Here is a 26,038-nt window from a genome sequence, read left to right as displayed (position 1 = left end):
CACCGTCAGGTCATCGGCGAAACGCCGGTCACCGGTCGCGTCGGGCACATACTTCACACAGACAACGATCCTCAAGCTCACGCCGGCTCTCCTACTGCATCGTCTTTCCCGGGCTGCCTTGTTGCACGCAGCATAGGCGCCTTTTGGGGCGGTTTCCGGTCGGGGCGACCGACGCTCCGAACGAAATATTACTCGCCAGTACACCCAGTGTTCCACGCGCAGGCAAGCGCTCCGCACTGTGACGTTGCCAACGCGGTGCGCCCCCTGCGCCGCCTGCGCGTTCTCAGTCTCGCAGAGCTGTGAAACGCCCCTGGTGGTAGAGCAGCGGACGACCGCCGCCGGCCGGGTCACCGGCCTCCGCGCGGGCGATCACGATGCGATGGTCCCCGGCGGGGACGCGGGCGACCACGCGGCACACCAGCCAGGCCGACACCCCGCCCAGCACCGGTACGCCTTCGGGGCCGCTGCGCCAGTCGGTGGACGGGCCGAACCGGTCGGCCCCGCTCCGCGCGAACCTGGCGGCCAGCTCCTCCTGGTGCTCACCGAGTATGTGGACGCCGACGTACTCGGCCTCGGCGATCACCGGCCAGCTGGAGGAGGAGACGCCCACGCCGAAGGAGACGAGCGGCGGTTCGGCGGCGACGGAGTTGAGCGACGTGGCGGTGAAGCCGACCGGGGAGTCACCGGCCGCGGTGATCACGGCGACGCCCGCGGCGTGCCGCCTGAAGACGGAGCGGAGCAGGTCGGGCGAGGCGGTGCGGGCGGTGGCGAGATCGGGCGAAGCCGTCATGGAGGTGTCCTTCTGCGTGAGTGGCGTACGTGGCCGCAGGCGCTCAGGCACCCGGACAGCGCGCACTCGCGTTGCGTGCGAGGTCCACGTGGACCCGGCCGTAGAGAAGGAGTTCTGTCGGCATAGCGTCAGACTGACGATACGAGGCGGGTGCGGTCAAGGGCGTTCCGCAATGTGGGAGATGCGTCACGGTCCGTCATATGGCCCGCCCCAGTGCCGCGACGACGTCCACGGTGCGCGGCTGTCCGGAGGCCCGGCGGACGACGTCCCCCAGGGCGTCGAGCACCAGCACGGTCGGCGTACTGGTGATGTCCAGCTGCCTCACGAGAGTGAGATGCGCCTCCGCGTCGATCTCGATGTGGGCGACCCCTTCAACCATCCCGGCCACCTCCACGAGCGTGCGCCGGGTGGCCCGGCAGGGCTGGCAGAAGGCACTGGAGAACTGGACGAGGGTAGCCCGATCCCCCAGTTCCGCGCCGAGTTGGGACGCGTCGAGCCTGTCGTTGCGTGTCCGCCCGTCCACTTCCGGCCTCCTGTCAGAGCTCTACGCAAAGAGTCAGCACCGGCCGGCGTCGGGACATTCCCGCAGTTCCCACGTGACGAGAATCTCGCGCCCCGGACCCACCGGGACTGGCCAGCGCGTCGCACATGGGGCACCATCGCCACAATGCCGAAAACCTACGGCTGCGTAACTTCCGCCGGGAGAACCCTCCTCAGGCGCTGAAGAAGGGTCTTCCCCAGATGGCAGAACTCGTCTATCGGCCGGTCATCGGCGCCGCTCGCACTCTGTTCAAGGCGCTGGACCTGAAGATCGACACTCAGGGTTCGGAGCACATCCCGAAGACCGGCGGTGCCGTACTGGTCAGCAACCACATCAGCTATCTGGACTTCATCTTCACCGGCCTCGGCGCTCTGCCACAGAAGCGGCTCGTCCGGTTCATGGCGAAGGAATCGGTCTTCCGGCACCGGATCTCCGGCCCCCTGATGCGCGGGATGAAGCACATCCCGGTCGACCGCAACCAGGGCGAGGACGCCTACGCGCACGCGCTCGAATCGCTGCGCTCCGGCGAGATCGTCGGGGTGTTCCCGGAAGCGACCATCTCGCAGTCGTTCACGCTCAAGAGCTTCAAGTCGGGCGCCGCCCGGCTGGCCCAGGAGGCCGGCGTACCGCTGATCCCGATGGCCCTGTGGGGCACACAGCGGATCTGGACCAAGGGACGGCCGCGCAATTTCAAGCGCAGCCACATCCCGATCACCATCCGGGTCGGCGAGCCCGTGGAGGCACCCACCGACCAGTACGCCGGTGCCATCACCCGGCGGCTGCGGGAGCGGGTGCAGGAGCTCCTCGAGGCCGCGCAGCGGGCCTATCCGGTGCGCCCGAAGGACGCGAGCGACACCTGGTGGGTGCCCGCCCACCTCGGAGGCACGGCCCCGACACCCGCCGAGGTGCGCGAGCTCGGCTGACCCGGGCGCTCGGGCGGGCGCTCGGGCGGGCGCTCGGGCGGAAACGTCACTCCGGAGCGTGGACGGTGATCCGCGCGCCGGGGACCGGCCTTCCCCGCGAATCGGCGGGTTCGGTGCCTGTGGCTCCGGGCTCGCCGATTCGTCATGCGCGTGAGGCCCGCCAGCGGGAGGACCGCCTGCACGGACCTCTCCCGGTGACGCCCCCGTCGTCGCGCCGGACGACAGCGCCTCCGCGAACCCGTCCCCTTTATTTGTCACACCCGTGATAATGTACGACGATGCCAGCCCGGATTGATCTCGAACAGCGCCGCGCGGAAGTCATCGAAGCGGCTTTCCGTCTCCTCGTCGACGAGGGCTTCAGCGGTTTGTCACTGCGGAAGGTCTCCGCCGAATCGGGATTGAACATCGGATCGGTACGCCATTACTTCGACGACCACCGCAGCCTTCTCGTGGCGGCCGCGAGCGAGGTCGGCGCCCGCATGGGAAGAAGGCTCACCCGCTATCCGGCCGGTGCCCTGTCCGGGCTCACGGGCGAATCCGCCGTCGACGCCCTGCAGGATCTTGTCGAGGAACTCCTGCCGATCGACGAGGAACGCCGCGTCGAGTCGATCGTCCTGACGGAATTCATCGTTGCCGCCCGGGTGAACCCGGCCTTCCGCCCGGTGACCGAACAGATGGCCGCGGACATGCGTCAGGTCATCACGGACGCCCTGGGCGTTCTCGATGTGGACGACCCGGCCGAGGAGGCCGAGCGGCTCATCGCGGTCCTGGGCGGTCTGATTCTCGATTCGGTGACACCGCACGGGTCGATCGGCGTCGAGCGGCTGCGCAGAACGCTGCGCGCGCACCTGTGCTCGATCCTGGTGAAATCCCCCGGCACCGCGCCGGCGACCCATTGATCCCATCCCGCCCCTTGACCTGATCCGCTCACTTGCAGGCTTCTTCGAAGCACAAAAGGAGATCGGTTGTGCCCGCATGGCTTTTCGCTCTGCTCGCTGCGGCTTTTGTGTTCTATACGGATGACTATGTGATCGCGGGAGTTCTTCCGGAACTCGCGAGAGATCTGGAGGTCAGTGAGGCACACGCCGGCCAGCTGGTCACCGTCTTCTCCCTCACTGTCGCGCTGGCCGCGCCGGTCGCCGCGTTCACCCTGGCGCGGGTGTCACGCCGCCGCCTGTTCACCGCCTCGTTCGCGATCTTCATCGTGGCGAACCTGGCGGCCGCCTCGGCAACCGGCTTCGGCCTCCTGATGGCCCTGCGGATCGTGGCCGCGCTCGCGGCGGCAGCCTCCACACCGGCGGTCTTCGCCTACGCCGCCGGGCGGGCTCCGGCAGGCCGGATCGGCGGGTACGTGGCGGTGGTGTCGCTCGGTGTCACGGGGTCGATCGCCGCCGGGGTCCCGATCGGCACCTGGATCGGCGGCCAGTACGGCTGGCGGGCGACGTTCCTCTCGATGGCGGTGGCGGGGGCCGGGGCGCTGGTCTTCCTGCTCCTGACCCTGCCCCGCGAGCGGGAGGCGGCCGGTGAGGCGCTCAGCGTCCCCGAACAGTTGCGCGCCCTCGCCAACGCACCGGTGGCACTGGGAGTCCTGGCGAACTGTGTGCTCATGACCGGATCGATGATGATGCTGACCTACATGGCCCCCTTCCTCACCTCCGTGAGCCGGGCCGACGTGGATCAGCGCGCGCTGGCCTTCAGCCTGTCCGGGGCCGCCGGCATCGTCTGTATCTGGGCGGGCGGGAAGGCCACCGACCGGTGGGGGCCGGACCGCACGCTGATCGCCGGAATCAGCGCGTTCACCTGCGTGATGGCGGCGCTCGGGGTGCTGTGGTCCGTCCGTCCGGTGCCGTTCTCCGTGCTCCTCGTGGTGGGGACGGTATGGGGCGGCATCGCCTTCTGGAACGCCCCGGCGATCCAGGCACGCCTCTACCTGCTCGCCGGTCCGGCCGCCGCGCAAGCCATGGCGCTCAACACCTCGGGCACCTACCTCGGAGTCTCGCTGGGCGGAGTCGTCGGCGGACTGGCCCTGAGCACCCTGGGGGCCGGACTTCTGCCGGTCATCGCGGCCGCCCTCGGACTGGGCGCGCTGGCGCTGCTGGGACTCGCCGTCGGTGCGTCGAGGAAATCGCCGAGCGGCAGGGCGGCTGTCGTGGAGTCCTGACCCCGGGCAGCCGGGGCTCCCGTACCAAGGGACCGCGCTCCGGCACGAACAGGCGGCCGACGGGCATCAGTTGATCTCCCGTCGGCCGCCTGTTCACATGAGTCCCGGGCGAGGGGCGCTACTTCGCCGCAGGGGTGTTCGCCATTTCTTCCTTGAGTGCCTGGATGAACGCGTCGACGTCGTCCTCGGTGGTGTCGAAGGCGCACATCCAGCGGACGTCCCCGGCCGTCTCGTCCCAGTAGTAGAACCGGTAGCGCTTCCGCAGACGTTCACTGACTTCGTGCGGCAGTCGCGCGAAGACGGCGTTGGCCTGTACGGGGTACAGGATCTCCACCCCGTCGACCGTCCGGACCCCCTCGGCGAGCCGCTGCGCCATGGCGTTGGCCTGGCGGGCGTTGCGCAGCCACAGGTCACGCGAGAGCAGGGCCTCCAGCTGGACGGAGACGAAGCGCATCTTGGAGGCGAGCTGCATCGACAGCTTGCGCAGGTGCTTCATCGCCCGGACCGCGTCGGGGTTGAGCACGACGACGGCCTCGCCGAAGAGGGCACCGTTCTTCGTGCCGCCGAAGGACAGCACATCGACACCGACCGTGTTGGTGAACGTACGCATCGGTACGTCCAGCGACGCGGCGGCGTTGGCTATCCGGGCACCGTCGAGGTGGACCTTCATGCCCCGCTCGTGGGCGTGGTCGCAGATCGCGCGGATCTCGTCCGGTGTGTAGACCGTGCCCAGCTCGGTGTTCTGGGTGATCGAGACGACCTGCGGCATCGCCCGGTGCTCGTCGTCCCAGCCGTACGCCTGCCGGTCGATGAGCTCGGGTGTCAGCTTGCCGTCCGGGGTCGGAACGGTGAGCAGCTTCAGACCGCCCATCCGCTCCGGGGCTCCGCCCTCGTCCACATTGATGTGGGCGGACTCGGCGCAGATCACGGCGCCCCAGCGGTCGGTCAACGCCTGGAAGGCGACGACATTGGCCCCGGTGCCGTTGAAGACCGGGAAGGCCTCGGCGGTCGATCCGAAGTGGCTGTGCATGACCCGCTGGAGGTGGCCGGTGTAGTCGTCCTCCCCGTAGGCGACCTGGTGGCCGCCGTTGGCGAGGGCGACGGCGGCCAGGACCTCCGGGTGCGCGCCCGCGTAATTGTCACTGGCGAAGCCGCGTACCTGCGGGTCATGGTGACGTCGAGCATCGGTCCTTACGGTTGCGGGGTCAGCCACAGGCGCTTTCCGTTCACTTCTGCGGCGGGCCTGTCCCAGACGCCGGCGATGGCCTCGGCCAGCTCCTTGACGTCGGTGAAGCCCGCGAACTTCGCATTCGGGCGCTCGGCGCGCATCGCGTCGTGCACCAGTGCCTTGATGACCAGGATCGCAGCCGCGGTCCTGGGCCCCTCGTCGCCCCCCGCTTTACGGAAGGCGTCGCCGAGCGCGAGCGTCCAGGCCTCGGCCGCGGCCTTGGCCGACGCGTAGGCGGCGTTGCCCGCCGTGGGCTTGCTCGCCCCGGCGGCGCTGATCAGCACATAGCGGCCGCGGTCACTGCGCTGCAGGCCGCTCTGGAAGGCGAGCGAGGTGGACTGCACCGTGCGGATCAGCAGCTTCTCCAGCACGTCCCAGTCGGCCAGGTCGGTCTCCTCGAAGGTGGCGCTGCCGCGCCAGCCGCCGACGAGGTGGACCAGGCCGTCGATCCGGCCGAATTCCTTCTCCGTCTTGGCCGCCCAGTCCCGCGCCGCCGCAAGGTCGAGCAGATCGACGGTGTCGCCGGTGACGGTCGCACCGCCGTGGGCGTACCGCGCCGCGTCGACCGCTTCGGCCAGTCGCTCGGGGTTGGCGTCGGACGCGACGACGGTCGCGCCGGCCTCGGCGAGCCGGAGCAGTGTCGCCCGGCCGGCCGGGCCCGCCGCTCCGGCCACCGCGATCACCGCGCCCTCGAGCGTCCCGGTTCCGTTGCCCCTGATTCCGTTCATGGCCACCGTCTCCTTGGCACCAGCGCTCACGCGGCTGCCCTCTCGGCATTCGTCGCGGTGATCCCCTTGGTGGAGGCGATCACGTTCTTCAGTTTCTTGGACAGCGCCTCATAGAACATGCTCAGGGGAAACTCGTCCGGAAGCACGTCGTCGACGAGCTTGCGCGGGGGCAGACTGAGGTCCAGGGCGTCCGGACCCTTGGCCCAGCGCGAGCCGGGGTGCGGGGAGAGATAGGTCGCGACCAGGTCGTACGCGGCGAACCAGTGGACCAGCTTGGGACGGTCGATGCCGTCGCGGTAGAGCTTCTCGATCTCGGCGCAGAGCTGGTTGGTGACCTGCGGCGCGCGCTCCCAGTCGATCTTCAGCGTGTTGTCGGTCCAGCGGACGACATCGTGCTTGTGGAGGTACGCGAAGAGGAGCTGGCCGCCGAGGCCGTCATAGTTGCGGACGCGCTCGCCGGTGACGGGGAAGCGGAACATCCGGTCGAACAGTACGGCGTACTGCACGTCCCGGCCCTGGCCGAAGCCGTCGGCCTCCAGCTTCACGGCCTCCTTGAAGGCGGTGAGGTCGCAGCGCAGCTCCTCCAGTCCGTACATCCAGAACGGCTGGCGCTGCTTGATCATGAAGGGGTCGAACGGCAGGTCGCCATGGCTGTGGGTGCGGTCGTGGACCATGTCCCAGAGCACGAAGGCCTGCTCGCAGCGCTCCTGGTCGCCGACCATCTCCCGGATGTCCTCGGGCAGCTCCAGGCCGAGGAGATCGACGGACGCCTCGGTCACCCGGCGGAAGCGGGCGGCCTCGCGGTCGCAGAAGATGCCGCCCCAGCTGAAGCGCTCGGGAGCCTCGCGCACGGCGATCGTCTCCGGGAAGAGCACCGCGGAGTTGGTGTCGTAGCCGGCGGTGAAGTCCTCGAAGGTGATGCCGCAGAACAGGGGGTTGTCGTAGCGGGTGGCTTCGAGGTCGGCGAGCCACTCGGGCCACACCATCCTCAGCACGACCGCTTCGAGGTTGCGGTCGGGGTTGCCGTTCTGCGTGTACATCGCGAAGACGACCAGGTGCTGGAGGCCGTCCACGCGGTCCTTGGCGGGCTGGAAGGCGAGCAGCGAGTCGAGGAAGTCCGGCACCCGGAATCCGTCCGCGGCCCAGCGGCGCAGGTCCGCGGCGAGAGCGCGGTGGTACTCGGCGTCGTGCGGAAGCAGCGGGGAGAGCTCCTCCACCGCGGCGATCACCCGGTCGACGGCGGCCGCGGCGGCGTCGGGAGCCGGGGCGCCCTCGGCCTCGAAGTCGATGGAACCGTCCTTGGACTGCCAGGGCCGGATCTCCTCCACGGCCTCCTTGAGCGCGGGCCAGGCCGGGTGCTCGATCACCCGCTGGGCAGCAGTTATCGCACCGTCGGTGGCTTCGTGCACAAGAATTTCCGTCATCACACTTCCTCCACGGGAGAACCTCGCATAAAGCCACCGTAACCGCGCACGGTTCCATCGGACAAGTGCGGAGCCGGAAAATATCCTGTGGACCCCCCATGGTCACCGCTGTTTTTCCTGTCGTACACCGCCGCAGCGGCCAGTTCACTTCGCCTGGGCGGGACAGGGAGGCCCGCCCCCTCGCGGCGGAAGACAGCCGCACCCCGGGCCATTACCCTCCGCAGTGCCGGATTGCCCAACAGCCCCCTGGGCAGAAGCAGCTCGCGGGGCAGCCGACGACGGAAGCGAGACCGCCTTGACATTTCTCACCATCGGCCACCGCGGGGTCATGGGCGTCGAACCGGAGAACACCCTGAGGTCCTTCGTCCGCGCCGAACAGGCCGGGATGGACGCCATCGAGCTGGATCTTCATCTGAGCAAGGACGGCGCGCTCGCCGTGATGCATGACGCCGACGTGGACCGCACGACGGACGGCACCGGACCGATCGCCGGGAAGACCCTCGCCGAACTGCGCGAGCTGGACGCCGGACTCGGAGAGCGGGTCCCCGTCTTCGAGGAGGTCCTCGACACCGTCGGGTCACCGCTCCAGGCGGAGATCAAGGATGCGGCGGCCGCGCGTGCGCTGGCCGGGGTGATGGTGCGGCGTGGACTCGCCGGACGGGTGGAGGTGTCCTCGTTCCATGACGGGGCGGTGGCCGAGATCGCCCGGCTCGTGCCCGGAGTACGGACGGTGCTCATCGCCAGCCGCTGGGGCGGCGATGTGGTGGAACGGGCCAGGGCCGTGGGCGCGGCGACGCTCGCGCTGAACATCCGGCGCCTCACCCTGGAGGTCGTCGAGGAGGCGCACCGCGAGGGTTTGAAGGTGATCGGATGGGTGGTGAACACCCAGGACCATCTGCGGCTGGTGCGCGCGCTGGGCCTGGACGGCGCGACGACCGACTTCCCGGAGATCCGCCGCGCCGGACGGTTCACCGCCTGAGCGTTCCCGGCCGCCCCCGCGCCGGCCCCGTCCCCGCCGCAGGCCGTCCCCGCGGTCGGCCCCGGGAGCGGGAGCCGTCGGCCCGGGGAGCGGGAGTTACAGGGTCTTCACCAGCAGCTCGAAGGCCAGGTCCGGGCGCTGCGGGATACCGAAGCGCTCCTCCCCGTACGGGAACGGGGTGAGCTGTCCCGTACGGCGGTAGCCCCGGCGCTCGTACCAGGCGATGAGTTCGTCGCGCACGGATATCACCGTCATATGCATCTCGCTCACGCCCCAGTCCGCCCGGACCGTGCGCTCCGCCTCCGCGATGATCTTCTTCCCGAGGCCGGCGCCCTGGAGACCGGGCCGCACCGCGAACATGCCGAAGTACGCGGCCTCGCCCCGGTGTTCGAGCTGGCAGCAGGCGACCAGGGCGCCGTCCCGCTCGACCACGAGCAGCCGGCTGGAGGGCGCGGTGACCACGGCGCGCACTCCGTCCTCATCGGTCCGCTGCCCCTGAAGGATGTCCGCCTCCGTGGTCCAGCCGGTCCGGCTGGAGTCGCCGCGGTAGGCCGACTCGACCAGTACCACGAGCGCCGGGACATCGTCCTCGGTCGCGTCGCGGAAGGTGAGCCGGTCCGATTCGAGGGGCAGGGCGGTGTCCATGGCGGAGCTCTCCTGTGTCTGTCTCTGCTGCTGATGCGTTTCTCTGTGCCGATCGCTCTTCATACCGCCGATCGCTCCTCACGACACTAACCCGGCCGGAACCGCCCCTCGCAGGCCCCGGCGCACTCCCCCAGCGCGCCAATGCGCCGGGTACGACCGGTGCGGCATGGGCATCGATCAGTCGACCCGACACCGGTGTCGATGTCCTGAGCGACTGGCCCAGGGGGAGGTGCGCCGTGCACGGACCGGCCCTGTCCGGCTGGCTGCTGATGGTGCTGTGCGGGGTGACGGGCGCGTACTGCCTGCTGCGTACGCGCAGCGGTGGCCCCCGGGAGCGCAGCACCGCGCGCGCGGAGGCGTTGATGGGTTTCGGCATGGCGGCGATGGCCGTACCGGCCGCCCTGCTCACGCCCCCGGCGTGGGCCTGGGTGGTGTACGCGGCGCTGTTCGGCGGCGCCGCGCTGCGGGCCCTGTGGTCCGTCCGGCGCGGCGGGCACCATCTGCATCATCTGGTCGGTTCGCTGGCCATGGTCTACATGGCCCTGATGATGGTTCCGGGCATCGCGTGGGGCGGTGGGAGGGGCGGGCACGCAGGGCACGACGCCCCGGGCACGGCCGCACCGGAGGCGGGTGGGATACCCCTGCTGACCGGCGCCCTGCTGGTGTACTACGCGATCTACGTGCTGCGGTCCGCCGGGCGTCTGATACCGGTGGCCGTCCCCGCGGGCGGCCCGGGGGGCGACGGCGGTACGGCGCCCGTGTGCGGCGCGGGCGGTACGGGCGGTGGCTGGGGCGACCGGCCCGAGCTCACACTGGCCTGCCGGCTCACGATGGGGATGGCGATGTTCGCGATGCTGCTCACTCTGTGAGACGGCGCACCCCTTCAAACAGTGTCGTACGTCACTTGGCGGTCGCATCCATACCCGCGGGAACCCCGCCCTCATAGGCTGACGCCCATGTTGGTCTCCCTCGTGCTGCTGTTGCTCGGAGCGCTGGCCGCCCTGGTGACTCCGCGACTGATGGCACGGGCCCAGTGGCCGGAGCGCGAGCCCGTGGTGGCGCTGTGGGTGTGGCAGTGCGTGGTGGCGGCGGTGCTGCTGTCGTTCGGCCTGTCGATGACGTTCAGCGCGGCCGCCGCGTGGCAGGCGGTCCGCGGCCATGTCTTCGCCCCCGCGCCGCACGCCGTCGTGGAGGCCTACGCGCTGGCGGCTTACGGACCGTGGTCGGCCGTCATCGCGGTGCTGCTGGCCCTCGGGGGCGTCTGGAGCGGCGCCATGCTGTTCCGGGAGATTCGCCGCGCGCGGCGCCGCCGCAGGCAGCGCCGCGCCGAACTGCTGGTCCGCTCCCCGCTGTTGCCCGGCGAGGAGCCCGGCAGTGGGCGGCTCGTGGTACTGGAGGGCGAGCGCCCCGACGCCTGGTGTCTTCCCGGCGCCGCTCCCCAACTGGTCATCACCACTGCCGCGCTGGGCCGCCTGAAGGGCCGTCAGCTGGATGCGGTGCTCGCCCATGAGCAGGGGCACGCCCAGGCCCGGCACGACTGGCTGCTGAACTGTTCCTCGGCGCTGGCGACCGGCTTCCCGCAGATCCCCGTGTTCGCCGCGTTCCGCGACGAGATGCACCGGCTGGTCGAGCTGGCCGCCGACGATGTGGCATCGCGTCGTTTCGGCCGTCTCACGATCGCGCTCGCGCTCGTCGAACTCAATGAGGACCGCGGGGTGTTCGGCCCCTGCCCGACGCCGCAGGCGGAGGTGCCGCTGCGGGTGAACCGGCTGCTGGCCCCGGTCGAGCGGCTCACGGCCGGCCGCCGGCTGCGGCTGACCGCCGCGGCCGCGCTGGTGCCGGTCGTTCCGGTGCTGGTGGCGTTCATCCCCGGGCTCAGTGCCCTGGGATAGCCGGTGAGCGGGGCCGTCCGCGAGGATCACCCCATGCACACTCCGTCCCCGTACCGGCCCGGCCGCTCCCGTACCGCCCCGCGCGCCCTTCGGACAGCCTGCATCGGCGTCTGCCTCGCCGCGCTGCTGATGGTTCTCGTGGTCACGCGCTGGTCCCCGCTGATGTCGCTGGACCGCACGATCGCCGAGGAGCTGCACCGGCACGCCGTGAACGAACCGGGTCTGGTCCAGCTCAACCGGGTGCTGACGGACTGGGTGTGGGATCCCTGGACGATGCGCGCGCTCGTCGCCGTCGTTGTGATCGGCCTGTGGTGGCACGGCGCACGGCTGCTCGCCGGATGGGTGGCGGCGACGAGCCTGGTCTCCACTCTCGTGCAGCAGGGTCTGAAGGCCGCGGTCGGCCGGGAGCGCCCGAAGTGGCCGGATCCGGTGGACTCGGCCCACTACGCGGCGTTCCCGTCCGGTCACGTCATGACGGCGGTCGTGACCTGCGGGCTGCTCCTGTGGCTGCTGCGTGTGTTCGGAGCGGGGCCGCGCGTGTGGCGGGGCGCACTCGTCGTGGCGGGAGTCTCCGTGGCCGGCGTGGGATTCACCCGGATCTATCTGGGCGTGCACTGGATGACCGATGTGCTGGAGGGCGTCCTGCTGGGCGTGGCCGTCGTGGCGTTCTCGATCGCCGGACACCAGGCGTGGACGGCCCGTACGACAACGGGGGCCGCCGCCCCCCGCCAGGACGGCTGAGCCCCGCCGGCAGGGCCGGTAGCGGGCCGGAGAAGAGCCGGGAGCAGCCGTGCGAACACGCCGGGCGACACACCTCACAACCCGTGCCGGCGCCCGGCGGGCGAGCATGTGAGGGATGTCCCTGCCGCACAATGGGTCGGATTGTCGGACAGGGGTCGTAGCCTTGTACGCATGTCCCCCATTCCGTCCTCGTCCCGTTCCGTGCGTCCGATGCGTCCCGTGCGTTCCGCAGCAGTGGTGAATGAAGAGATTCGCGACCTGTGGCAGTGCTCCGGTGGGCTGCTGTCCCCCGACGGCGAGGCGGAGTATCAGCGGTTGCTGGTGGAGTGGGCGGCGGCCACGGGCAAAAGCGCCCGGGACGCGGCCTGACGCCGGGCCCCGCGCGAAGGGCGGGGCAGAGGACAGGGCCGCCGACGGCCCTGTCATGCTGACCGTCATGACGCACCGGTCCCCCTCACCGTGACCGCTCTGGCGGGCCGGGAGCTGTCCCCCGCGGACGGACTGGCCGAGCTGCTGACCGCCTACCACCTGGCCACGGAGGCCGAGAAGGGCCTGACCGTGCCCGGCGCGGACGAGCTTCCCGAGCGCTACCGCTCCGAGATCCGCTCGCCGAGGAACGCGTTCGCCGACGACACCGTGCTGGTCGCCCGGGACGGGCGGCGTGCGGTGGGCTGTGTGGTGGTGACCGCACCGGCCGACGGCACCGCGGAGATCAGGAAGCTCTGGGTGGACCCCTCGGTACGGGGGCGTGGCGTCGCCTCGTCCCTCGTCGAGGGGGTACTGGCCCATGCGGCGGAGCTCGGTGGGGGCCACCGGCTGCGGCTCTCGGTGTGGAACTGGCGCACCGGCGCCATCGCGCTGTACGAGCGGGCCGGATTCGCCGCGGTCGAGTCCTGGGACGCCCGGGACGGGCTCGTATGCATGGAGCACGCCTGATTCCGGCGATCCCCCGCGTCGCCGGATCCAGGCGCGCACCCGTGGCCCGGTCCCTGGGGGCAGGGCCGCGTGCCACGCCGACGACCGAGGAGCTGGAGGGCGTCGGCGCAGGGATACAGCATGTCCCCGCGCGACTCATCGGTCAATGAATTATGACGGTGAAGCCCGCCGGGCGGGGTACGCCCGGCGGGGGAACCGCCCGGCGCACCCCGGTCCCGGCCCGGGATGCCCGGACGCGTGACGAAGCGACGGATCAGTGGTCGAAGTAGTCCGGCTGCGTCTGCACATTGAGTTCCCTCATCCGGACCCTCTTCGCCGGGTCGGTGCGCCGGTCGTCGAGCCTCAGGACGTCGAAGCCCTTGGCGATGTCGTTGGAGTAGATGTGGCCGTTGTAGTAGTACGCCGACCACGAACCGGCCGTGGTGACTCCGTCGAGCGTGACGGGACCGCGCTCGAAGTAGGCGATCTCCTTGGGCTTCGAGGAGTCGGTGAAGTCCCAGACGGAGATGCCGCCCTGGTACCAGGCCTGGACCATCAGGTCACGGCCCTCGACCGGGATGATCGAACCGTTGTGGGCGACGCATACCTCGACGTCGGCCTGGTGACGGTCGATCTTGAAGTAGCTGCGGAAGACGAGCTTGCGGTGGTCACCGCGGCCCACGATGTCGTAGATGCCGTCGGCGCCCCGGTCCGGGCCGATCTCCTCGTTGCAGGTGGCCGCGCCGCCGCCGCCGAGCTCGTCGGTGAAGACGACCTTGTCGGCGTCCTGGTTGAACGTCGCCGAGTGCCAGAACGCGAAGTTCACGTTGTCCTGCACCCGGTCGATGATCTTCGGGTTCTCCGGATCCTTGATGGAGAACAGCAGGCCGTCACCCATGCAGGCGCCGGCGGCCAGGTCCTTCGACGGCAGAACGGTGATGTCGTGGCAGCCGGTCGTCTTGGAGACACCCGGGTTCTCGGGCGCACCCGGGTTCCCGCCGTCCGGAAAGAGGACGGGGAAGTTCACGATCGCGGCCTTCTCGGGCGCGCTGCGCGGCACCTTGATGACGGAGATGCCGTCGTGCGGCGGCCGGCAGTCGGGGAACGCCTCGCTGGGCGAGTACGAGGAGACGTACACGTAGACGTTCCTGCGCTCGGGCACCAGTGTGTGGGTGTGCGAACCGCATGCGGTCTCGACGGCGGCGACGTACTTCGGGTTGCGCTTGTCACTGATGTCGAAGACCTTCATGCCCTCCCAGGAGGACTTCTCCGTGGCGGGCTGGGTGGTGCTGGCACAGGAGTTGTCGCTGCGCGAGGAGTCGGTGGACAGGAACAGCAGGTCCCCGGAGACCGAGATGTCGTTCTGCGAGCCGGGGCAGAGGACCTGGGCGACCGTCTTCGGCTTCTTCGGGTTGCTGATGTCGAAGATGCGGAAGCCGTCGTAGTTGCCGGAGAAGGCGTACTTGCCCTGGAAGGCCAGATCCGTGTTGGTGCCCTTGAGGGCGTCCTTCGGGATGTTGGCGAGGTGCTTGATGTTGTCGCTGTGGACGATCTCGTCCACGCCGGGAATCTCGCCGCTCTTGATGGCGGCTGCGGCTTCCGCCTCCTGGCTCGCGGAGATGCCGCCCCGCTGTGCCGGGGCGTCGCCGGGATCGGGCGTCGCGGCTGCGGTGGTGGCCGTCAGCAGAGTGGCGAAGAGCCCGGCCGCGGCTGCCGCCACGCCCAGACGTCTGCGCCGCGCACGGGTGGTGGGCAACGAGGTCACTGCGTCCTCCCTTGTATCCGTTCGAAGTTGAACGGCTTACGGACCCCGGCAGTATCGTCCTTCCCATGTACACACCAACAGATGGCAACACAGACGTAACGAAATTTTCTGATCATCACCGCGCGGAAGCGTGCTAGGACGGTCTGCAACAAACCCTTGTGGCACAGGAGGTCGCCGTGTTGATCCGCCGTCAGTCCACGCGCGTGCGCGCAACCGCCCTCACGGCAGCGGCCGTTGCCGTGGCCCTGGCCTTGACCGCCTGTGACGCGGCAGAGGGCGACGGAAGCCCGAAGGCCGGGTCGGACCCGGCCTCGTCGGTCGTGGCGCCCGGCAGACCGGGTGAGCCGGCCCGGACGCTCTCGGCCGAGGAAGCCGTCAAGGCGGCCGGCCAGGACACCGCGAACTCCGCCGACTTCCGCTATGCGCGGATGATGATCCAGCACCACGGCCAGGCCCTCGTCATGACGGAACTGGTCCCGGACCGCGCCTCCTCCGCATCCGTCGAACGGCTTGCGGAGCGCATATCCGCAGGCCAGAAGCCGGAGATCGGTGCGATGGAAGGGTGGCTGAAAAGCAATGGCGGAGACAGCCGCAAGCAGACGCACGACCACGCGGCCATGCCCGGCATGGCGACCGACGCACAGCTGAAGGAATTGCGCGGGGCGCGGGGCAAGGCGTTCGACGAACTGTTCCTGAAACTGATGATCACCCATCACCAGGGGGCGATCACGATGGCCACCGAGGCACTCTCGGAGGGGAACAACGTGCTGGTCGAGGAGATGGCGGGTGATGTCGTCGCCCAGCAGACGGTGGAGATCGACCGGATGCGCGGGCTGATGAGCTGAGGAGGCGGGCACAGCGCCGGCCGAACGGGCGGAAGCGGCGCTTCACCGGCCGCCGGGGCGCGAGCCGTGAAGATCCCGGTCCGGACCGGGCTGCTGGACACGGGGCGGGGCGAGGACCGCCGAACGGCGACCACTGAACGGCGACCGGGCTGCTGGACGCGGCGCGGGACGGGACGAAGACCACCGAACGGCGACCGCTGCACCGTGACCGGCCGGGCCGGCTCGGCCTACCGGCCGGCCCTCGATACGGTCAGCCGTCGGTCCGTTGTACGTGCCCGTCCTCGCCGAGACGTCGGGCCTGATGGTCCGCGGCGCGGAGAACGCTGTCGAGCAGCCCGGGGAAGAGCGCGTCCAGGTCCTCCTGCCGCAGGCAGCTGACCTTCGCGGTGCCCCGGTAGATCTGGTGGATGACGCCGCTCTCGCGCAGCACCCGGAAGTGGTGGGTGGAGGTGGACTTGGACACCGGAAGGTCGAACCGCGAACAGGCCTGTCCCTCGCCCGCACCCGACAGCCGGCGGACGATGCGCAGCCGTACCGGGTCGGCCAGCGCGTGCAGGACGTCCTCGATCCGGATCTCCTCGCGCCCGGGATGGGCCAGGGCGCGGGGCCCCGTCGCAGCGGCCGGGTCCGCGGCCGCCGACAGGACACCGGTACCGGCGGCGGAGGCCGGGGCGTCGGGGACCGCGGCGGCGGCGCTTGCGGGGGTCACGGTGGCTCCACTTCGTCCGGGGAACTCCATGGTACGAGAGTCATCGGAATTACCACCCCGGGCAGCCGTCGGAGGCCGCCCGCAGCCGCCGCCGGGGGCCGGGCCCCGGAGCCGTCCCCGGAGCCGTCCCCGGCGTCATTCCCGGGTCGCCACCACCAGCCGGGCGCGCGGGCTGCCGTCGGCCCGCGGCCCCAGCTCCGTCAGCGGCAGGAGCCGCACGGAGAAGCCGGTCCGGGTCAGGTCGTCCAGGACATCGGGGAGCCTGAACGTGCGGTAGTACATGATGAACCGCGGGCGCCGGAGCGCGTTGCGCACCCGCATCGCCGCGTCGAATCCGAACAGCGCCCAGTAGTCCCGGGATCCCACCGCGGGCGGCGCGCCCAGCGGGAAGACGAACCGTCCGCCCGGCCGCAGCGCCCCGTACACCTGGGCGAACAGCCCGGGGCGTTCCTTCGGCAGGAAGTGGCCGAACGCGCCGAAGCTCAGGGCCAGATCGAAGGACCGCGCGAAGGGCAGCGCCCGCGCGTCGGCCCGTACCCAGTCCACCGCCGGTCCCCCGGCGGCGTCCGGCAGCGCGGACCGGGCCTCGGCGAGCATGCCCGCGCTGAAGTCGACCCCGGTGACCCGCTCCCGGCACAGCTGCCTCAGCACGCCCACACCCGCTCCGGTGCCGCAGCAGACGTCGAGCCCGGCGTCGAACGGTCCCAGCGGGCGCACGGCCCGGGTGACGGCGTCGAGAACCCGGTCCGGCGTCCGGTAGGGCGTGTGGTCGAACTTCGGGGCGAGCAGGTCGTATCCACGCTCGGTGGAGGAGAGCGCCTGGACGGCCAGCTCGCGGAACGTGGGTCCCTTTTGTGTGAACATTGCCGGTCAGCGTACCGACCGGCGGACCCGGTCCGGAGTCATCGCCCGGACACGTCCACGAAGACCGGGTTTGTGTAGAACCAGGTGTCCAGCCACGGATTGCCCTGTCCGGGCTCGTGCGGGAGCGGGCCGTGCGGGTCGACGGACCTGCCGAGCGGTCCCGTCCCGTGGCGCTTGCCGTCGCTGCCGCGCAGCCGCAGGTAGAACGGCTCGTCGGCGCGTCCGACGGGGATGCGCAGCGTGTACGTTCCGCGGCGTCCGGAGACGTCCGCCGTATGGGCGACCCGGGTGTCGGGGGCCCGCCACGCGTCGCGGTCGGCGGCCGGGCCGGTGACGGCGCCGCGGATGACGTCGACATGGGTGAGCTTCGGGAGCAGGCCGTGCGGGTTGCGGCGGGATGCCGTGGTCACGGTGACGTCCAGCGTGAGCTTCTCGCCGCGCCGGGCGCGCAGCCGGCCGCCGAGGGTGACGCCGCGGCCGTGTTCGCCGCGCAGCCGGACATCGACGGCGTCCAGGAGGTGACCGTGGTCGACCCAGACCCGGCCGGCCCGGAGCCCCGCCATCACGTCGCGGTAGCCGTACCGGGTGACACCCACATGCGTACGGCTGAACTGGCCGGGCCAGAAGTCGCCGCCGGGCTGCGGCTCGGTGGTGTTGTACGGGTCCGGGAGGCGGCCGGTGCTGTCGAACGTCGCGCCGGGCGGCCAGGCGCCGTTGACCCAGGTGTCCTGGGCGACGCGGTGGACATCGGAGTTGGAGGTGATGGTGAAGAGCTTGCCCTCGGCCAGCATCGCGTCCCAGAGTCCGCCGACCGTCGCCGTCGCCCAGTCGAAGCCGCCGTGGGTGACGTAGGCCTCGCGCGGATAGCCCGGCCAGGAGTCGGCGGACGGCTGGTTGGTGTACTCGCCGCGGACGTTGGCCGGCGGGTGCCAGCCGGGGATCGCTCCGGCCTGCGCACCGGGTGCGCCTTCCATCCCGATCATGATCTCGGGCGCCGCGTCGCGCCAGGCGCGCAGTTCGTGCGGGGAGTCGATGCCGAGCCGCATCGGGTGGTTGGCCAGGACCAGTACGTCGTCGACATAGCCGGTACGGCGCTGCTCGGCGAGCCACTGGAGGGCCTTGACCGCGTGCGCCTCGTTGCGGAGGGTGTCGGGGTGCGTGGGCCCGCCGGCGGTGTAGCCGAGCAGCTTTCCGTCGTACGCCGCCTCGAAGCGGGTGAGCAGGTCGACCTCGTGCCGTCCGGGCGGGGAGAAGACGGTGCAGTGTTCGGCACCGGGGATGTACCACTCCAGACCCTGGAAGATCAGCATGCGCTTGTTCCGCGCCCGGGCCTTGAGGATCTCGTGGTGTTCCTGATGCGCGCCGAACTCGGCGTGACCGATGTTGCTGTGCTCGGTGAAGACCATCCAGTCGAGCCCGAACCTCCGCCCGGCGGTGGCCAGCTGGGAGAAGGTGTACTTGGCGTCGTGGCTGTAGACGGAGTGGTTGTGGTGGTCACCGACCAGATAGGCCAGTTCCGGATCACTGCCGCCGTGGCCATGGCCGTTCCCGTGCCCGCCATGACCGCCGCCTCGGCCACCGCCGTGACCTCCGCCCCGGCCGGACGCCTGAGCCGGTGACGCCAGCGACGCGGCGGCGAAAGCGGCGCTGAAGAGGCCCGCGCGGCGCAGAATCCCCCGGCGGCTGAGCCCCTGGGCGTCGAGCGATTCCGCGGGGACCTTCGGGTCGGCCCATTCGGGCAGGGGCTGGTGCATGACGACGTGCTCTCCTCCGTGCGGAAAGGGCCGGCACGGCGGGATCGTCGCATCGATGTGCGTACGCATCCATGACGGGCAGCCCCCGGGGCTGCCGCCGGCCCCTCGTCACAGAGTGGCGTGACACCGGAAACCGCAGGTGAACCAGGCACCAAGGTGGGGCGATGCCCTTATGGCCGGCCGGATACCGCCTTGCCCCGGCCCGGAACCCCGAGGGTTCTTCGCCGGGTGCCGCGCGGAACCGGATGCCACGCGGTACCGGGCGTCACCCGGTACCGCGTGCCCCACCCCGGGCCCGCTCCACAGCACGTACGGCGCGCCGCCCTCAGGCCGCGCGGCCGTACTGCGGGGGCGCGGACACCTCGCCGCCCAGTTCGCGTGCGGCGCTGCGGGCGAAGTAGGGGTTGCGCAGCAGTTCCCGGCCGAGCAGCACCGCGTCCGCCCGGCCCTCGGCGATGATCTTCTCGGCCTGGACCGGTTCGGTGATCAGACCGACCGCGGCGACGGGCAGTCCCGCCTCGGTGCGTACCCGCTCGGCGAACGGCACCTGGAAGCCGGGGGCCGCCGGGATGTGCGCCCCCGGGGCGAGCCCGCCGGTCGAGACGTCCAGCAGGTCGACACCGTGCGCCCGCAGCTCGCGGGCGAAGCGGACGGTGTCGTCGGCGGTCCAGCCGTCCCGTTCGTCGTCCTCGTTCTCGGTCAGCCAGTCGGTGGCGGAGATCCGGAAGAACAGCGGCAGTTCCTCGGGCCACACCTCACGCACCGCGTCCACGACCTCCAGCGCGAAGCGGGTGCGGTTCTCGAAGGAACCGCCGTAGGAGTCGGTGCGGCGGTTGCTGTGCGGGGAGAGGAATTCGCCGATCAGATAGCCGTGCGCACCGTGGATCTCCGCGACCCGGAAGCCCGCCGCCAGCGCCCGCCGCGCGGCGTCGGCGAACTCGGAGACCACGGCCTGGATCCGGCCGGTGGTCAGCTCCGCCGGAACCGGGTGGCCCTCGTCGAACGCCAGCGGGCTCGGACCCAGTGGCTGCCACCCCTCACCACTCGGCGCGTCGGCCCCGATCGGGCCGCCGCCGCGCCACGGGCGGTCGGTCGAGCCCTTGCGGCCGGCATGGGCGAGCTGGATACCGGCCACCGTGCCCTGCTCGGCCAGGAAGTCGGTGATGCGGCGCAGGGCCGTCACCTGCCGGTCGTTCCAGATGCCGAGGTCCGCCGGACTGATCCGGCCCTCCGGACTGACCGCGGTGGCCTCCAGCAATATCAGGCCGGTTCCGCCCGCAGCACGGGCGGCGTAGTGGGCGAAGTGCCAGTCGTGCGCGACGCCCGCCTCGGGCCCGGACGCGGCCGCGCTGTACTGGCACATGGGAGCCATCCAGACGCGGTTGGGAATGGTCAGCGACCGCAGGACGCAGGGCTCGAAAAGGGCGCTCACGCCGGACTCCGTTTCACCGGGAAGGACCGAATGGAGGCACGGGTGACAGAGCCCCGCGCCTAGTACGAGAGTTATCGTACTACGGCACCCATCGAATTACGATGACTCTCGTACTTCACCGGCCCTCCGTGCGCCGGCGCCGCAGCGCGATATCGGCGTCGGCGTCGTAGCCCTGGGTCCAGCTGCGCCCGGCACCCGAAGTCCAGGTGACCTGGACGGTGCCCCCGTCGGCCTTGACACTCACCACCGTCATCGCCCGGCCACCGTCCCGCACATCGCCGCGGAGCAGTTCACGCGCCTTGACCGTGACGGGCCGCGCCGACCGCGCGTCCTCCGTCTCCCCGGCCGCCCGGACGAGTGCCGCCGCCAGTTCTCTGGCCGCCTCCGGGGTGCAGGTCCAGTCGGACCGGCCCGCCGGGGGCCCGATCCGGACGGCGATCAGCGACGGGCCGCCGGCCGCACCGGCGATCACCTCCACCGGCGCCGCCCGCCCGTCCGCGTCCATGATCTCGACACCCATCGCCGCCGCTCCTCATCACCTCGCCGCGGACCGGCCCGCCCGGGACCGGCCCCTTGTCCGGAATTGGAGCACACGCCCGACACCGGCCGGCGTCCCCGGCGTCACCCCGGGTAGATGTCCAGCCGGCCGCACATACCGAACCTGCCGCGCACGGAGGGCTGTTCGGCGTGCAGGCAGGCATCGGCGAGATGGCCGCCGTCGCCCCGGGCCAGCGCGTCGAGTTGCTCACCGGTCGCCTCGGCCGCCGCGGCGGCGCCCCGCCGCCATCGCTCGCGCCAGTCGCCGGCCCGGGGACGTACGAGCGCGGCGGCGGCACGGTGGAACGCGGCCAGCGGCTCGGGGTCGCCCGCCTCGGCCGCGCGGCGCAGCGCGAGGAAGCCCTCGACGGCGAGGTCGCGGCGCGTGCGGGCGGCCCGCTCCTGCTCCGCCTCGGAGCCGTCCACAGGCAGTGTGACGGCCGCGCGGTAGAGGTCCGGGTCGGCGAGGAAGCGCGGCGGCAGGGTGAGAACGGCGTCACCGGCTTCGGGGAGCCCGCTGTTCTGCATCAGGACGACGATGCGCAGCCCGTCCTCGTTGACGAGCCGGTGGACGGTGCCGGGGGTGAACCAGACGAGGGCTCCGGTTTCCAGCGGGGTGCGCCGGAACCCGGAGGCGGTGAGCGTCTGCACGGAGCCGCTGCCCCCGACCACCACGTACCCCTCGGAGCAGGTGAGGTGGATGTGCGGGGTACCACCGCGCAAGCCGTCCTCGGCGAGCCAGTCGTAGACGCTCAGATGCGAGACGGCGACGGCGCCGGGCAGTCCCTCGAAGGTCACCACGGGTACTCCTGGGGTTCGGGCGCCCGGCCCGCCGCGACCGCGTGCGCAAGCGCTTTCTATGGGCAGCTGCACGCTAGGGCGACCGCCGGACGCAGGTCAAGGGCCGACCGTCCGCGACCCCGCCCCGGCCGCCCCTCTCTCCGGGCATGCCCGCCCCTCCCGGGCATGCCCGCCCCTCGGCGCGCCGGACGCGCTCCGCGCGAGCCGCTGTCAGCGGTCGGGTGCAAACTGGCCGGTATCCGGCACAACGGCGTTTCGGGAGGTCGTGGTCATGACCGAGGTACTGCTCACGGTAGGCACCCGCAAGGGACTCTTCATCGGCCGCAGGCGCGGCGGGACCTGGGAGTTCGGCGATCCGCATTTCCACGCCCAGGCGATCTACTCGGTCGGCGTCGACACCCGCGGGCCGGCTCCCCGGATCCTGGTGGGCGGCGACAGTTCGCACTGGGGCCCGTCCGTCTTCCACTCCGACGACCTCGGCACCACCTGGGTCGAGCCCCGGCAGCCCGCGGTCAAGTTCCCCACGTTCACCGGGGCGTCGCTGGAGCGGGTGTGGCAGTTGCAGCCGGCCGGCCCCGAGGCTCCCGGCGTGGTCTACGCGGGGACCGAGCCGGCCGCGTTGTTCCGGTCCGAGGACCGCGGCGAGAGCTTCGAGCTCGTCCGTCCGCTGTGGGAGCACCCGACCCGCTCGCAGTGGGTGCCCGGCGGTGGCGGCGAGGGTCTGCACACCATCCTGACCGACCCGCGGGACCCGCGGGCGGTGACCGTCGCGGTCTCCACCGCCGGGGTGTTCCGGACCAAGGACGGCGGGGAGAGCTGGGCCCCGTCCAACAAGGGCGTCTCGGCGGTCTTCCTGCCCGGCCCGGACCCGGAATTCGGCCAGTGCGTCCACAAGGTCACCCGGGACGCGGCCGATCCCGACCGGCTCTACCTCCAGAACCACTGGGGTGTGTTCCGCAGCGACGACTCCGGGGACCACTGGACCGACATCGGCGGGGGACTGCCGTCCGACTTCGGCTTCGCGGCCGCCGCGCACCCGCACCGGGGCGAGACGGCGTACATCTTCCCGATCAACGCCGATGCCGACCGGGTCCCCGCCGGGCACCGCTGCCGGGTCTTCCGCACGAGCGACGCGGGACGGACCTGGGAACCGCTGTCGACGGGCCTGCCCGAGGGGGCGCACTACGGCACGGTGCTGCGCGACGCGCTCTGCACGGACGACGCGGAGCCCGCCGGCGTCTACTTCGGCAATCGCAACGGCGAGTTGTACGCGAGCGCGGACGACGGGGACAGCTGGCGGCAGCTCGCGTCCCATCTGCCCGATGTGCTGTGCGTACGGGCGGTGGCGCTCGCCTGACCGGCAGTTGATCGGAGTGGTCGTATCACCAGTAGAGTGCGGCTCGTGGCAGCACGACCGTTGAAAGAAATCGTAGAGCCGGGGTGGGCGCAGGCCCTCGAACCCGTGGCCGACCGCATCGCCGCGATGGGCGACTTCCTCCGCACCGAGATCGCCGCGGGGCGCACCTATCTGCCCGCCGGGGCGCATGTACTGCGGGCGTTCCAGCAGCCGTTCGACGAGGTGCGGGTCCTCGTCGTCGGCCAGGACCCGTATCCGACCCCGGGTCATGCGATCGGGCTGAGTTTCGCCGTGGCGCCCGAGGTGCGGCCGCTGCCCGGCAGCCTGGAGAACATCTTCCGGGAGCTGCACGCGGACCTGGGCCTTCCGCGGCCGTCCAACGGCGACCTCACACCCTGGACCCAGCAGGGGGTGCTGTTGCTCAACAGGGCGTTGACGACGGCGCCACGACGGCCGGCCGCGCATCGCGGCAAGGGCTGGGAAGAGGTCACCGAGCAGGCCATCCGGGCCCTGGTGGCACGCGGCACGCCCCTGGTGTCGGTCCTGTGGGGGCGTGACGCCCGCAATCTGCGGCCCCAGTTGGGCAACTTCCCGGCCATCGAGTCCTCGCACCCCTCCCCCATGTCGGCGGACCGCGGGTTCTTCGGCTCACGCCCCTTCAGCCGGGTCAACGAACTGCTGGAGCGCCAGGGCGCGCAGCCGGTCGACTGGCGACTGCCGTGACGGACGCGCCGTCGCACGGCACGGCTTCCGGCACGGCTTCCGGCACGGATACGGCAACGGCCTCCGGGACTTCGGGCGCGCCGGCCGTCGGCCCGTACGTCCTCGGCGTGGACTCGGGTGGATCCGGGCTGCGCGTGGCGCTCGGGACGCCCGGCTCACCGGCCCCGCCGGCCACCCTCGTCTGCGCCGAGCCGGTGCGGACCGGACCGGCGGGCATCGACGCCGCCCATCTGCTGGAACAACTGCTGCCCGCCGTGCGGACGCTGCTGGACCGGCAGGAGGCCGCACAGGGCGCCGGGCGGAGCACCGGGCCGGCCCCGGAGGGTGCCCGGGATCGGATCGCCGCCGTGGCCATCGGGGCTGCCGGGATGGCGACGCTCGGCGATCAGCTGCGCGCGGAGCTGCCCGCGGCGCTCGCGGAGGCGCTGGGGGTGCGCCGGCTGGCCCTGGCGGCCGACGCGGTGACCGCGTACGCGGGCGCGGTGGGCCAGCGGCCGGGAGCGGTCGTCGCGGCCGGTACGGGCCTGATCGCGCTCGGCACGGACCTGACGACATGGCGCAGGGCCGATGGCTGGGGTCATCTTCTGGGTGACACCGGCGGCGGCGCGTGGATCGGCCGGGCCGGTCTCGACGCGGCGATGCGCGCCCATGACGGCCGGCGCGGCGGATCCGCCGCGCTGCTCGCCCGGCTCACCGCGGTGTTCGGACCCGCGGCGGGGCTGCCCGGCCTGCTCTACCCACGGACCGACCGCCCCGCGCTGCTCGCGTCGTTCGCCCCCGAGGTGGCGGCGTGTGCCGGTGACGACCCGGTCGCCGCGGACATTCTGCGCCGGGCCGCCGGCCATATCGCCGAGGCGGCCGCCGCGGTGTGCCCCGGAGCGGCTCCCGACGGAGGCTCCGCCGACGGGCCCGGCTGCGAAGTGGCCCTGACCGGGGGCCTGTTCCGGATGGGCGACGCCCTCCTCGTGCCGCTGCGCGAGGAGTTGGCCCGGCAGGTTCCGCAGGCTCTCGTGGTCCCCGCGTCGGGTGATCCGCTGGACGGCGCGCTGGGGATCGCGCGGGCGCTGGCGGAAGGCGGTCTGCGGCTGCCGCTCCATCCGACGCTGCTGTGCGTACCGGGGGCCGCGCCGCCGCTCGTACGGGAGTCCCCATCGGCGGCGGACCACCCCTGACGCCCCCGCGCACACCCGGCGCCCGGCGGCGCGCCCCTGTCCGAAACCCGACCGACAGAGCGGGGCAGTTGCCCGGTACATCACTCATCAGACATAAGCGGACAGATAACGCCTGACTGGACCCTCCCCGAACAGAGGAGCATCCAAAACCAGTAGCATGCGGCGCCATGAGCACCCCCACTGGGCCCGCTTCCGGCCTGCCTGTACGAATGCCGCGACCTCGCCAGTCCGGACGGCACCGCCGCCCGGAGCCCGTGGTCGCGCCCGAGGGCGCTGCCGCGCTCGTTCTCGCCGTTCCCGGTACCCCCTCCTCGGCCACGCGCAGCCTGGCCGAAGAGGTGATCAGCATCGCCCGTTCCGAGCTTCCCGGTCTCAATGCGCAGATCGGCTACCTCGACGGCGACGACGCCGAGTACCCCACCCTGACCACCGTTCTCACCCATACCGCCGCCGAGCGCGTCGCGCGCTACGAGCAGGCCAGGGCCGTGGGCCGCGAGGTCGACGAGCCCTCGGGGCCGCCCGCCGTCGTGGTGCCGCTGCTCGCGGGGCCCGACAGCGCCCTGATCCGGCGCATACGGCAGGCGGTCATGGACAGCGGCACCCCGGTCGAGCTGACCGATGTGCTGGGCCCGCACCCGCTGCTCGCCGAGGCGCTGCACGTACGGCTGTCGGAGGCCGGGCTGGCCCGCGCCGACCGCGCGAGGCTGTTCACCGTGGCGACCGCCGCCGACGGCATCGTGCTGGCCACGGTGGGCGGCGACGAGGCCGTGCGGGCGGCCGGAATCACCGGAATGCTCCTTGCCGCCCGCCTCGCGGTGCCGGTGATGGCCGCCGCCCTCGACGTGGAGGGTTCGGTCGCGTCGATCGCGGAGCAGTTGCAGAGTTCCGGTTCGGCGCAGCTCGCGCTGGCGCCGTACCTGGTGGGGCCCGAGGTCGACCCGGGCCTGCTGGACGCGGCGGCGAAGGAGGCCGGCTGCGCGGTCGCCGAGCCGCTGGGCGCGTACCCGGCGATCGGCAAGCTCGTGCTGTCGCTGTACGCCACGACGCTGGGGATCACTCCTGCCGCTCCGCAGGGCGCGCAGGCGCACTGATCCGGCCGTCTCCGGGAGCGG

The 26,038-nt window shown here is 71.5% G+C and carries 27 protein-coding genes and 1 pseudogene; 14 read left to right on the top strand and 14 right to left on the bottom strand.

Features of this window, described 5'->3' with window-relative positions:
* The 3 genes and pseudogenes from ACIGJO_RS25480 to ACIGJO_RS25470 form a co-directional block, all read right to left on the bottom strand.
* Positions 1 to 81: pseudogene (locus ACIGJO_RS25480) on the bottom strand (electron transfer flavoprotein subunit beta); the annotation flags it as partial.
* Positions 82 to 283: 202 nt separating this feature from the next.
* On the bottom strand, positions 284 to 790 hold the full coding sequence (locus ACIGJO_RS25475; RefSeq protein WP_399961725.1) for a flavin reductase family protein: 507 nt from the start codon (positions 788 to 790) through the stop codon (positions 284 to 286).
* Positions 791 to 986: 196 nt separating this feature from the next.
* Positions 987 to 1,313, bottom strand: a complete 327-nt coding sequence (locus tag ACIGJO_RS25470) for a TlpA family protein disulfide reductase (protein ID WP_399961723.1) — start codon at positions 1,311 to 1,313, stop codon at positions 987 to 989.
* Positions 1,314 to 1,531: 218 nt separating this feature from the next.
* Here ACIGJO_RS25470 and ACIGJO_RS25465 point away from each other — a divergent pair, with 218 nt between their 5' ends.
* The 3 genes from ACIGJO_RS25465 (at position 1,532) to ACIGJO_RS25455 (ending at position 4,415) form a co-directional block, all read left to right on the top strand.
* On the top strand, positions 1,532 to 2,254 hold the full coding sequence (locus tag ACIGJO_RS25465; protein ID WP_399961721.1) for a lysophospholipid acyltransferase family protein: 723 nt from the start codon (positions 1,532 to 1,534) through the stop codon (positions 2,252 to 2,254).
* A 278-nt stretch (positions 2,255 to 2,532) separates the two neighbouring features.
* Positions 2,533 to 3,153 (top strand): TetR/AcrR family transcriptional regulator, encoded by a 621-nt coding sequence (locus ACIGJO_RS25460; protein WP_399961719.1) that lies wholly within the window; start codon positions 2,533 to 2,535, stop codon positions 3,151 to 3,153.
* A 68-nt stretch (positions 3,154 to 3,221) separates the two neighbouring features.
* A complete protein-coding gene (locus ACIGJO_RS25455) occupies positions 3,222 to 4,415 on the top strand; it encodes an MFS transporter (protein WP_399961717.1) in 1,194 nt (397 codons plus the stop codon).
* 118 nt (positions 4,416 to 4,533) lie between these two features.
* Here ACIGJO_RS25455 and ACIGJO_RS25450 read toward each other — a convergent pair whose 3' ends face one another.
* From ACIGJO_RS25450 to ACIGJO_RS25440, 3 genes are read right to left on the bottom strand one after another with little or no spacing between them, the layout of a single operon-like run.
* On the bottom strand, positions 4,534 to 5,628 hold the full coding sequence (locus tag ACIGJO_RS25450; protein WP_399961715.1) for a threonine aldolase family protein: 1,095 nt from the start codon (positions 5,626 to 5,628) through the stop codon (positions 4,534 to 4,536).
* A complete protein-coding gene (locus ACIGJO_RS25445; RefSeq protein ID WP_399961713.1) occupies positions 5,607 to 6,371 on the bottom strand; it encodes an SDR family NAD(P)-dependent oxidoreductase in 765 nt (254 codons plus the stop codon). Before ACIGJO_RS25445 ends, ACIGJO_RS25450 begins: the two co-directional genes overlap by 22 nt.
* Positions 6,372 to 6,397: 26 nt before the next feature.
* Positions 6,398 to 7,795, bottom strand: coding sequence for a DUF6421 family protein (locus ACIGJO_RS25440; RefSeq protein ID WP_399961711.1), 1,398 nt, complete (start codon positions 7,793 to 7,795; stop codon positions 6,398 to 6,400).
* Positions 7,796 to 8,090: 295 nt separating this feature from the next.
* On the opposite strand from ACIGJO_RS25440, the gene ACIGJO_RS25435 reads away from it, so the two are divergent.
* Complete coding sequence (locus ACIGJO_RS25435; RefSeq protein WP_399961709.1) at positions 8,091 to 8,774, top strand: glycerophosphodiester phosphodiesterase; 684 nt, start codon at positions 8,091 to 8,093, stop codon at positions 8,772 to 8,774.
* 96 nt (positions 8,775 to 8,870) lie between these two features.
* On the opposite strand, the gene ACIGJO_RS25430 is transcribed toward ACIGJO_RS25435, so the two are convergent.
* On the bottom strand, positions 8,871 to 9,419 hold the full coding sequence (locus ACIGJO_RS25430; protein WP_399961706.1) for a GNAT family N-acetyltransferase: 549 nt from the start codon (positions 9,417 to 9,419) through the stop codon (positions 8,871 to 8,873).
* 236 nt (positions 9,420 to 9,655) lie between these two features.
* Here ACIGJO_RS25430 and ACIGJO_RS25425 point away from each other — a divergent pair, with 236 nt between their 5' ends.
* The 5 genes from ACIGJO_RS25425 to ACIGJO_RS25405 all read left to right on the top strand — a co-directional run bounded on the left by ACIGJO_RS25425 (position 9,656) and on the right by ACIGJO_RS25405 (position 12,988).
* Positions 9,656 to 10,288, top strand: coding sequence for a DUF5134 domain-containing protein (locus tag ACIGJO_RS25425; protein WP_399961704.1), 633 nt, complete (start codon positions 9,656 to 9,658; stop codon positions 10,286 to 10,288).
* A gap of 87 nt (positions 10,289 to 10,375) precedes the next feature.
* Positions 10,376 to 11,311 (top strand): M56 family metallopeptidase, encoded by a 936-nt coding sequence (locus ACIGJO_RS25420; RefSeq protein WP_399961702.1) that lies wholly within the window; start codon positions 10,376 to 10,378, stop codon positions 11,309 to 11,311.
* 33 nt (positions 11,312 to 11,344) lie between these two features.
* A complete protein-coding gene (locus ACIGJO_RS25415) occupies positions 11,345 to 12,052 on the top strand; it encodes a phosphatase PAP2 family protein (protein ID WP_399961700.1) in 708 nt (235 codons plus the stop codon).
* 171 nt (positions 12,053 to 12,223) lie between these two features.
* Entirely contained in the window at positions 12,224 to 12,421 is a 198-nt protein-coding gene (locus ACIGJO_RS25410) for a hypothetical protein (RefSeq protein ID WP_399961698.1), read from the top strand.
* Between the two features lie 90 nt (positions 12,422 to 12,511).
* Positions 12,512 to 12,988 carry a GNAT family N-acetyltransferase gene (locus ACIGJO_RS25405; protein WP_399961696.1) on the top strand — a complete coding sequence of 159 codons (477 nt, stop codon included), beginning with the start codon at positions 12,512 to 12,514 and terminating at the stop codon, positions 12,986 to 12,988.
* Between the two features lie 253 nt (positions 12,989 to 13,241).
* On the opposite strand, the gene ACIGJO_RS25400 is transcribed toward ACIGJO_RS25405, so the two are convergent.
* On the bottom strand, positions 13,242 to 14,732 hold the full coding sequence (locus ACIGJO_RS25400) for an LVIVD repeat-containing protein (RefSeq protein ID WP_399961694.1): 1,491 nt from the start codon (positions 14,730 to 14,732) through the stop codon (positions 13,242 to 13,244).
* A gap of 158 nt (positions 14,733 to 14,890) precedes the next feature.
* Here ACIGJO_RS25400 and ACIGJO_RS25395 point away from each other — a divergent pair, with 158 nt between their 5' ends.
* A complete protein-coding gene (locus ACIGJO_RS25395) occupies positions 14,891 to 15,577 on the top strand; it encodes a DUF305 domain-containing protein (RefSeq protein ID WP_399961692.1) in 687 nt (228 codons plus the stop codon).
* A 250-nt stretch (positions 15,578 to 15,827) separates the two neighbouring features.
* Here the strand turns inward: ACIGJO_RS25395 and ACIGJO_RS25390 are convergent, their stop codons facing one another.
* From ACIGJO_RS25390 to ACIGJO_RS25365, 6 genes are all read right to left on the bottom strand, one after another.
* Complete coding sequence (locus ACIGJO_RS25390) at positions 15,828 to 16,220, bottom strand: ArsR/SmtB family transcription factor (RefSeq protein ID WP_399961748.1); 393 nt, start codon at positions 16,218 to 16,220, stop codon at positions 15,828 to 15,830.
* Between the two features lie 201 nt (positions 16,221 to 16,421).
* A complete protein-coding gene (locus ACIGJO_RS25385; protein ID WP_399961690.1) occupies positions 16,422 to 17,150 on the bottom strand; it encodes a class I SAM-dependent methyltransferase in 729 nt (242 codons plus the stop codon).
* 38 nt (positions 17,151 to 17,188) lie between these two features.
* On the bottom strand, positions 17,189 to 18,904 hold the full coding sequence (locus ACIGJO_RS25380; protein ID WP_399961688.1) for a PHP domain-containing protein: 1,716 nt from the start codon (positions 18,902 to 18,904) through the stop codon (positions 17,189 to 17,191).
* 325 nt (positions 18,905 to 19,229) lie between these two features.
* On the bottom strand, positions 19,230 to 20,336 hold the full coding sequence (locus ACIGJO_RS25375; protein ID WP_399961686.1) for an NADH:flavin oxidoreductase/NADH oxidase: 1,107 nt from the start codon (positions 20,334 to 20,336) through the stop codon (positions 19,230 to 19,232).
* A 115-nt stretch (positions 20,337 to 20,451) separates the two neighbouring features.
* Positions 20,452 to 20,856 (bottom strand): hypothetical protein, encoded by a 405-nt coding sequence (locus ACIGJO_RS25370; RefSeq protein ID WP_399961684.1) that lies wholly within the window; start codon positions 20,854 to 20,856, stop codon positions 20,452 to 20,454.
* Positions 20,857 to 20,957: 101 nt separating this feature from the next.
* Positions 20,958 to 21,674 carry a cupin domain-containing protein gene (locus ACIGJO_RS25365; protein WP_399961682.1) on the bottom strand — a complete coding sequence of 239 codons (717 nt, stop codon included), beginning with the start codon at positions 21,672 to 21,674 and terminating at the stop codon, positions 20,958 to 20,960.
* A 271-nt stretch (positions 21,675 to 21,945) separates the two neighbouring features.
* On the opposite strand from ACIGJO_RS25365, the gene ACIGJO_RS25360 reads away from it, so the two are divergent.
* From ACIGJO_RS25360 to ACIGJO_RS25345, 4 genes are all read left to right on the top strand, one after another.
* The gene (locus ACIGJO_RS25360; RefSeq protein WP_399961680.1) at positions 21,946 to 23,031 is read left to right on the top strand and encodes a WD40/YVTN/BNR-like repeat-containing protein; all 1,086 of its coding nucleotides are present in this window, start codon (positions 21,946 to 21,948) and stop codon (positions 23,029 to 23,031) included.
* A 45-nt stretch (positions 23,032 to 23,076) separates the two neighbouring features.
* Positions 23,077 to 23,754: a uracil-DNA glycosylase gene (locus ACIGJO_RS25355; protein ID WP_399961678.1), complete on the top strand. Its 678-nt coding sequence runs from the start codon at positions 23,077 to 23,079 to the stop codon at positions 23,752 to 23,754.
* Between the two features lie 107 nt (positions 23,755 to 23,861).
* Positions 23,862 to 24,926 carry a BadF/BadG/BcrA/BcrD ATPase family protein gene (locus tag ACIGJO_RS25350; protein WP_399961746.1) on the top strand — a complete coding sequence of 355 codons (1,065 nt, stop codon included), beginning with the start codon at positions 23,862 to 23,864 and terminating at the stop codon, positions 24,924 to 24,926.
* Positions 24,927 to 25,093: 167 nt separating this feature from the next.
* Positions 25,094 to 26,017: a sirohydrochlorin chelatase gene (locus ACIGJO_RS25345; protein ID WP_399961676.1), complete on the top strand. Its 924-nt coding sequence runs from the start codon at positions 25,094 to 25,096 to the stop codon at positions 26,015 to 26,017.
* The last annotated feature ends 21 nt before the right edge of the window (positions 26,018 to 26,038 follow it).

The sequence above is a fragment of the Streptomyces sp. NPDC079020 genome, from assembly GCF_044542225.1.
GTDB lineage: Bacteria > Actinomycetota > Actinomycetes > Streptomycetales > Streptomycetaceae > Streptomyces.
The sequence above is the reverse complement of the archived record's forward strand: the minus strand, read 5'-3'. Positions and strand labels throughout refer to the sequence as shown.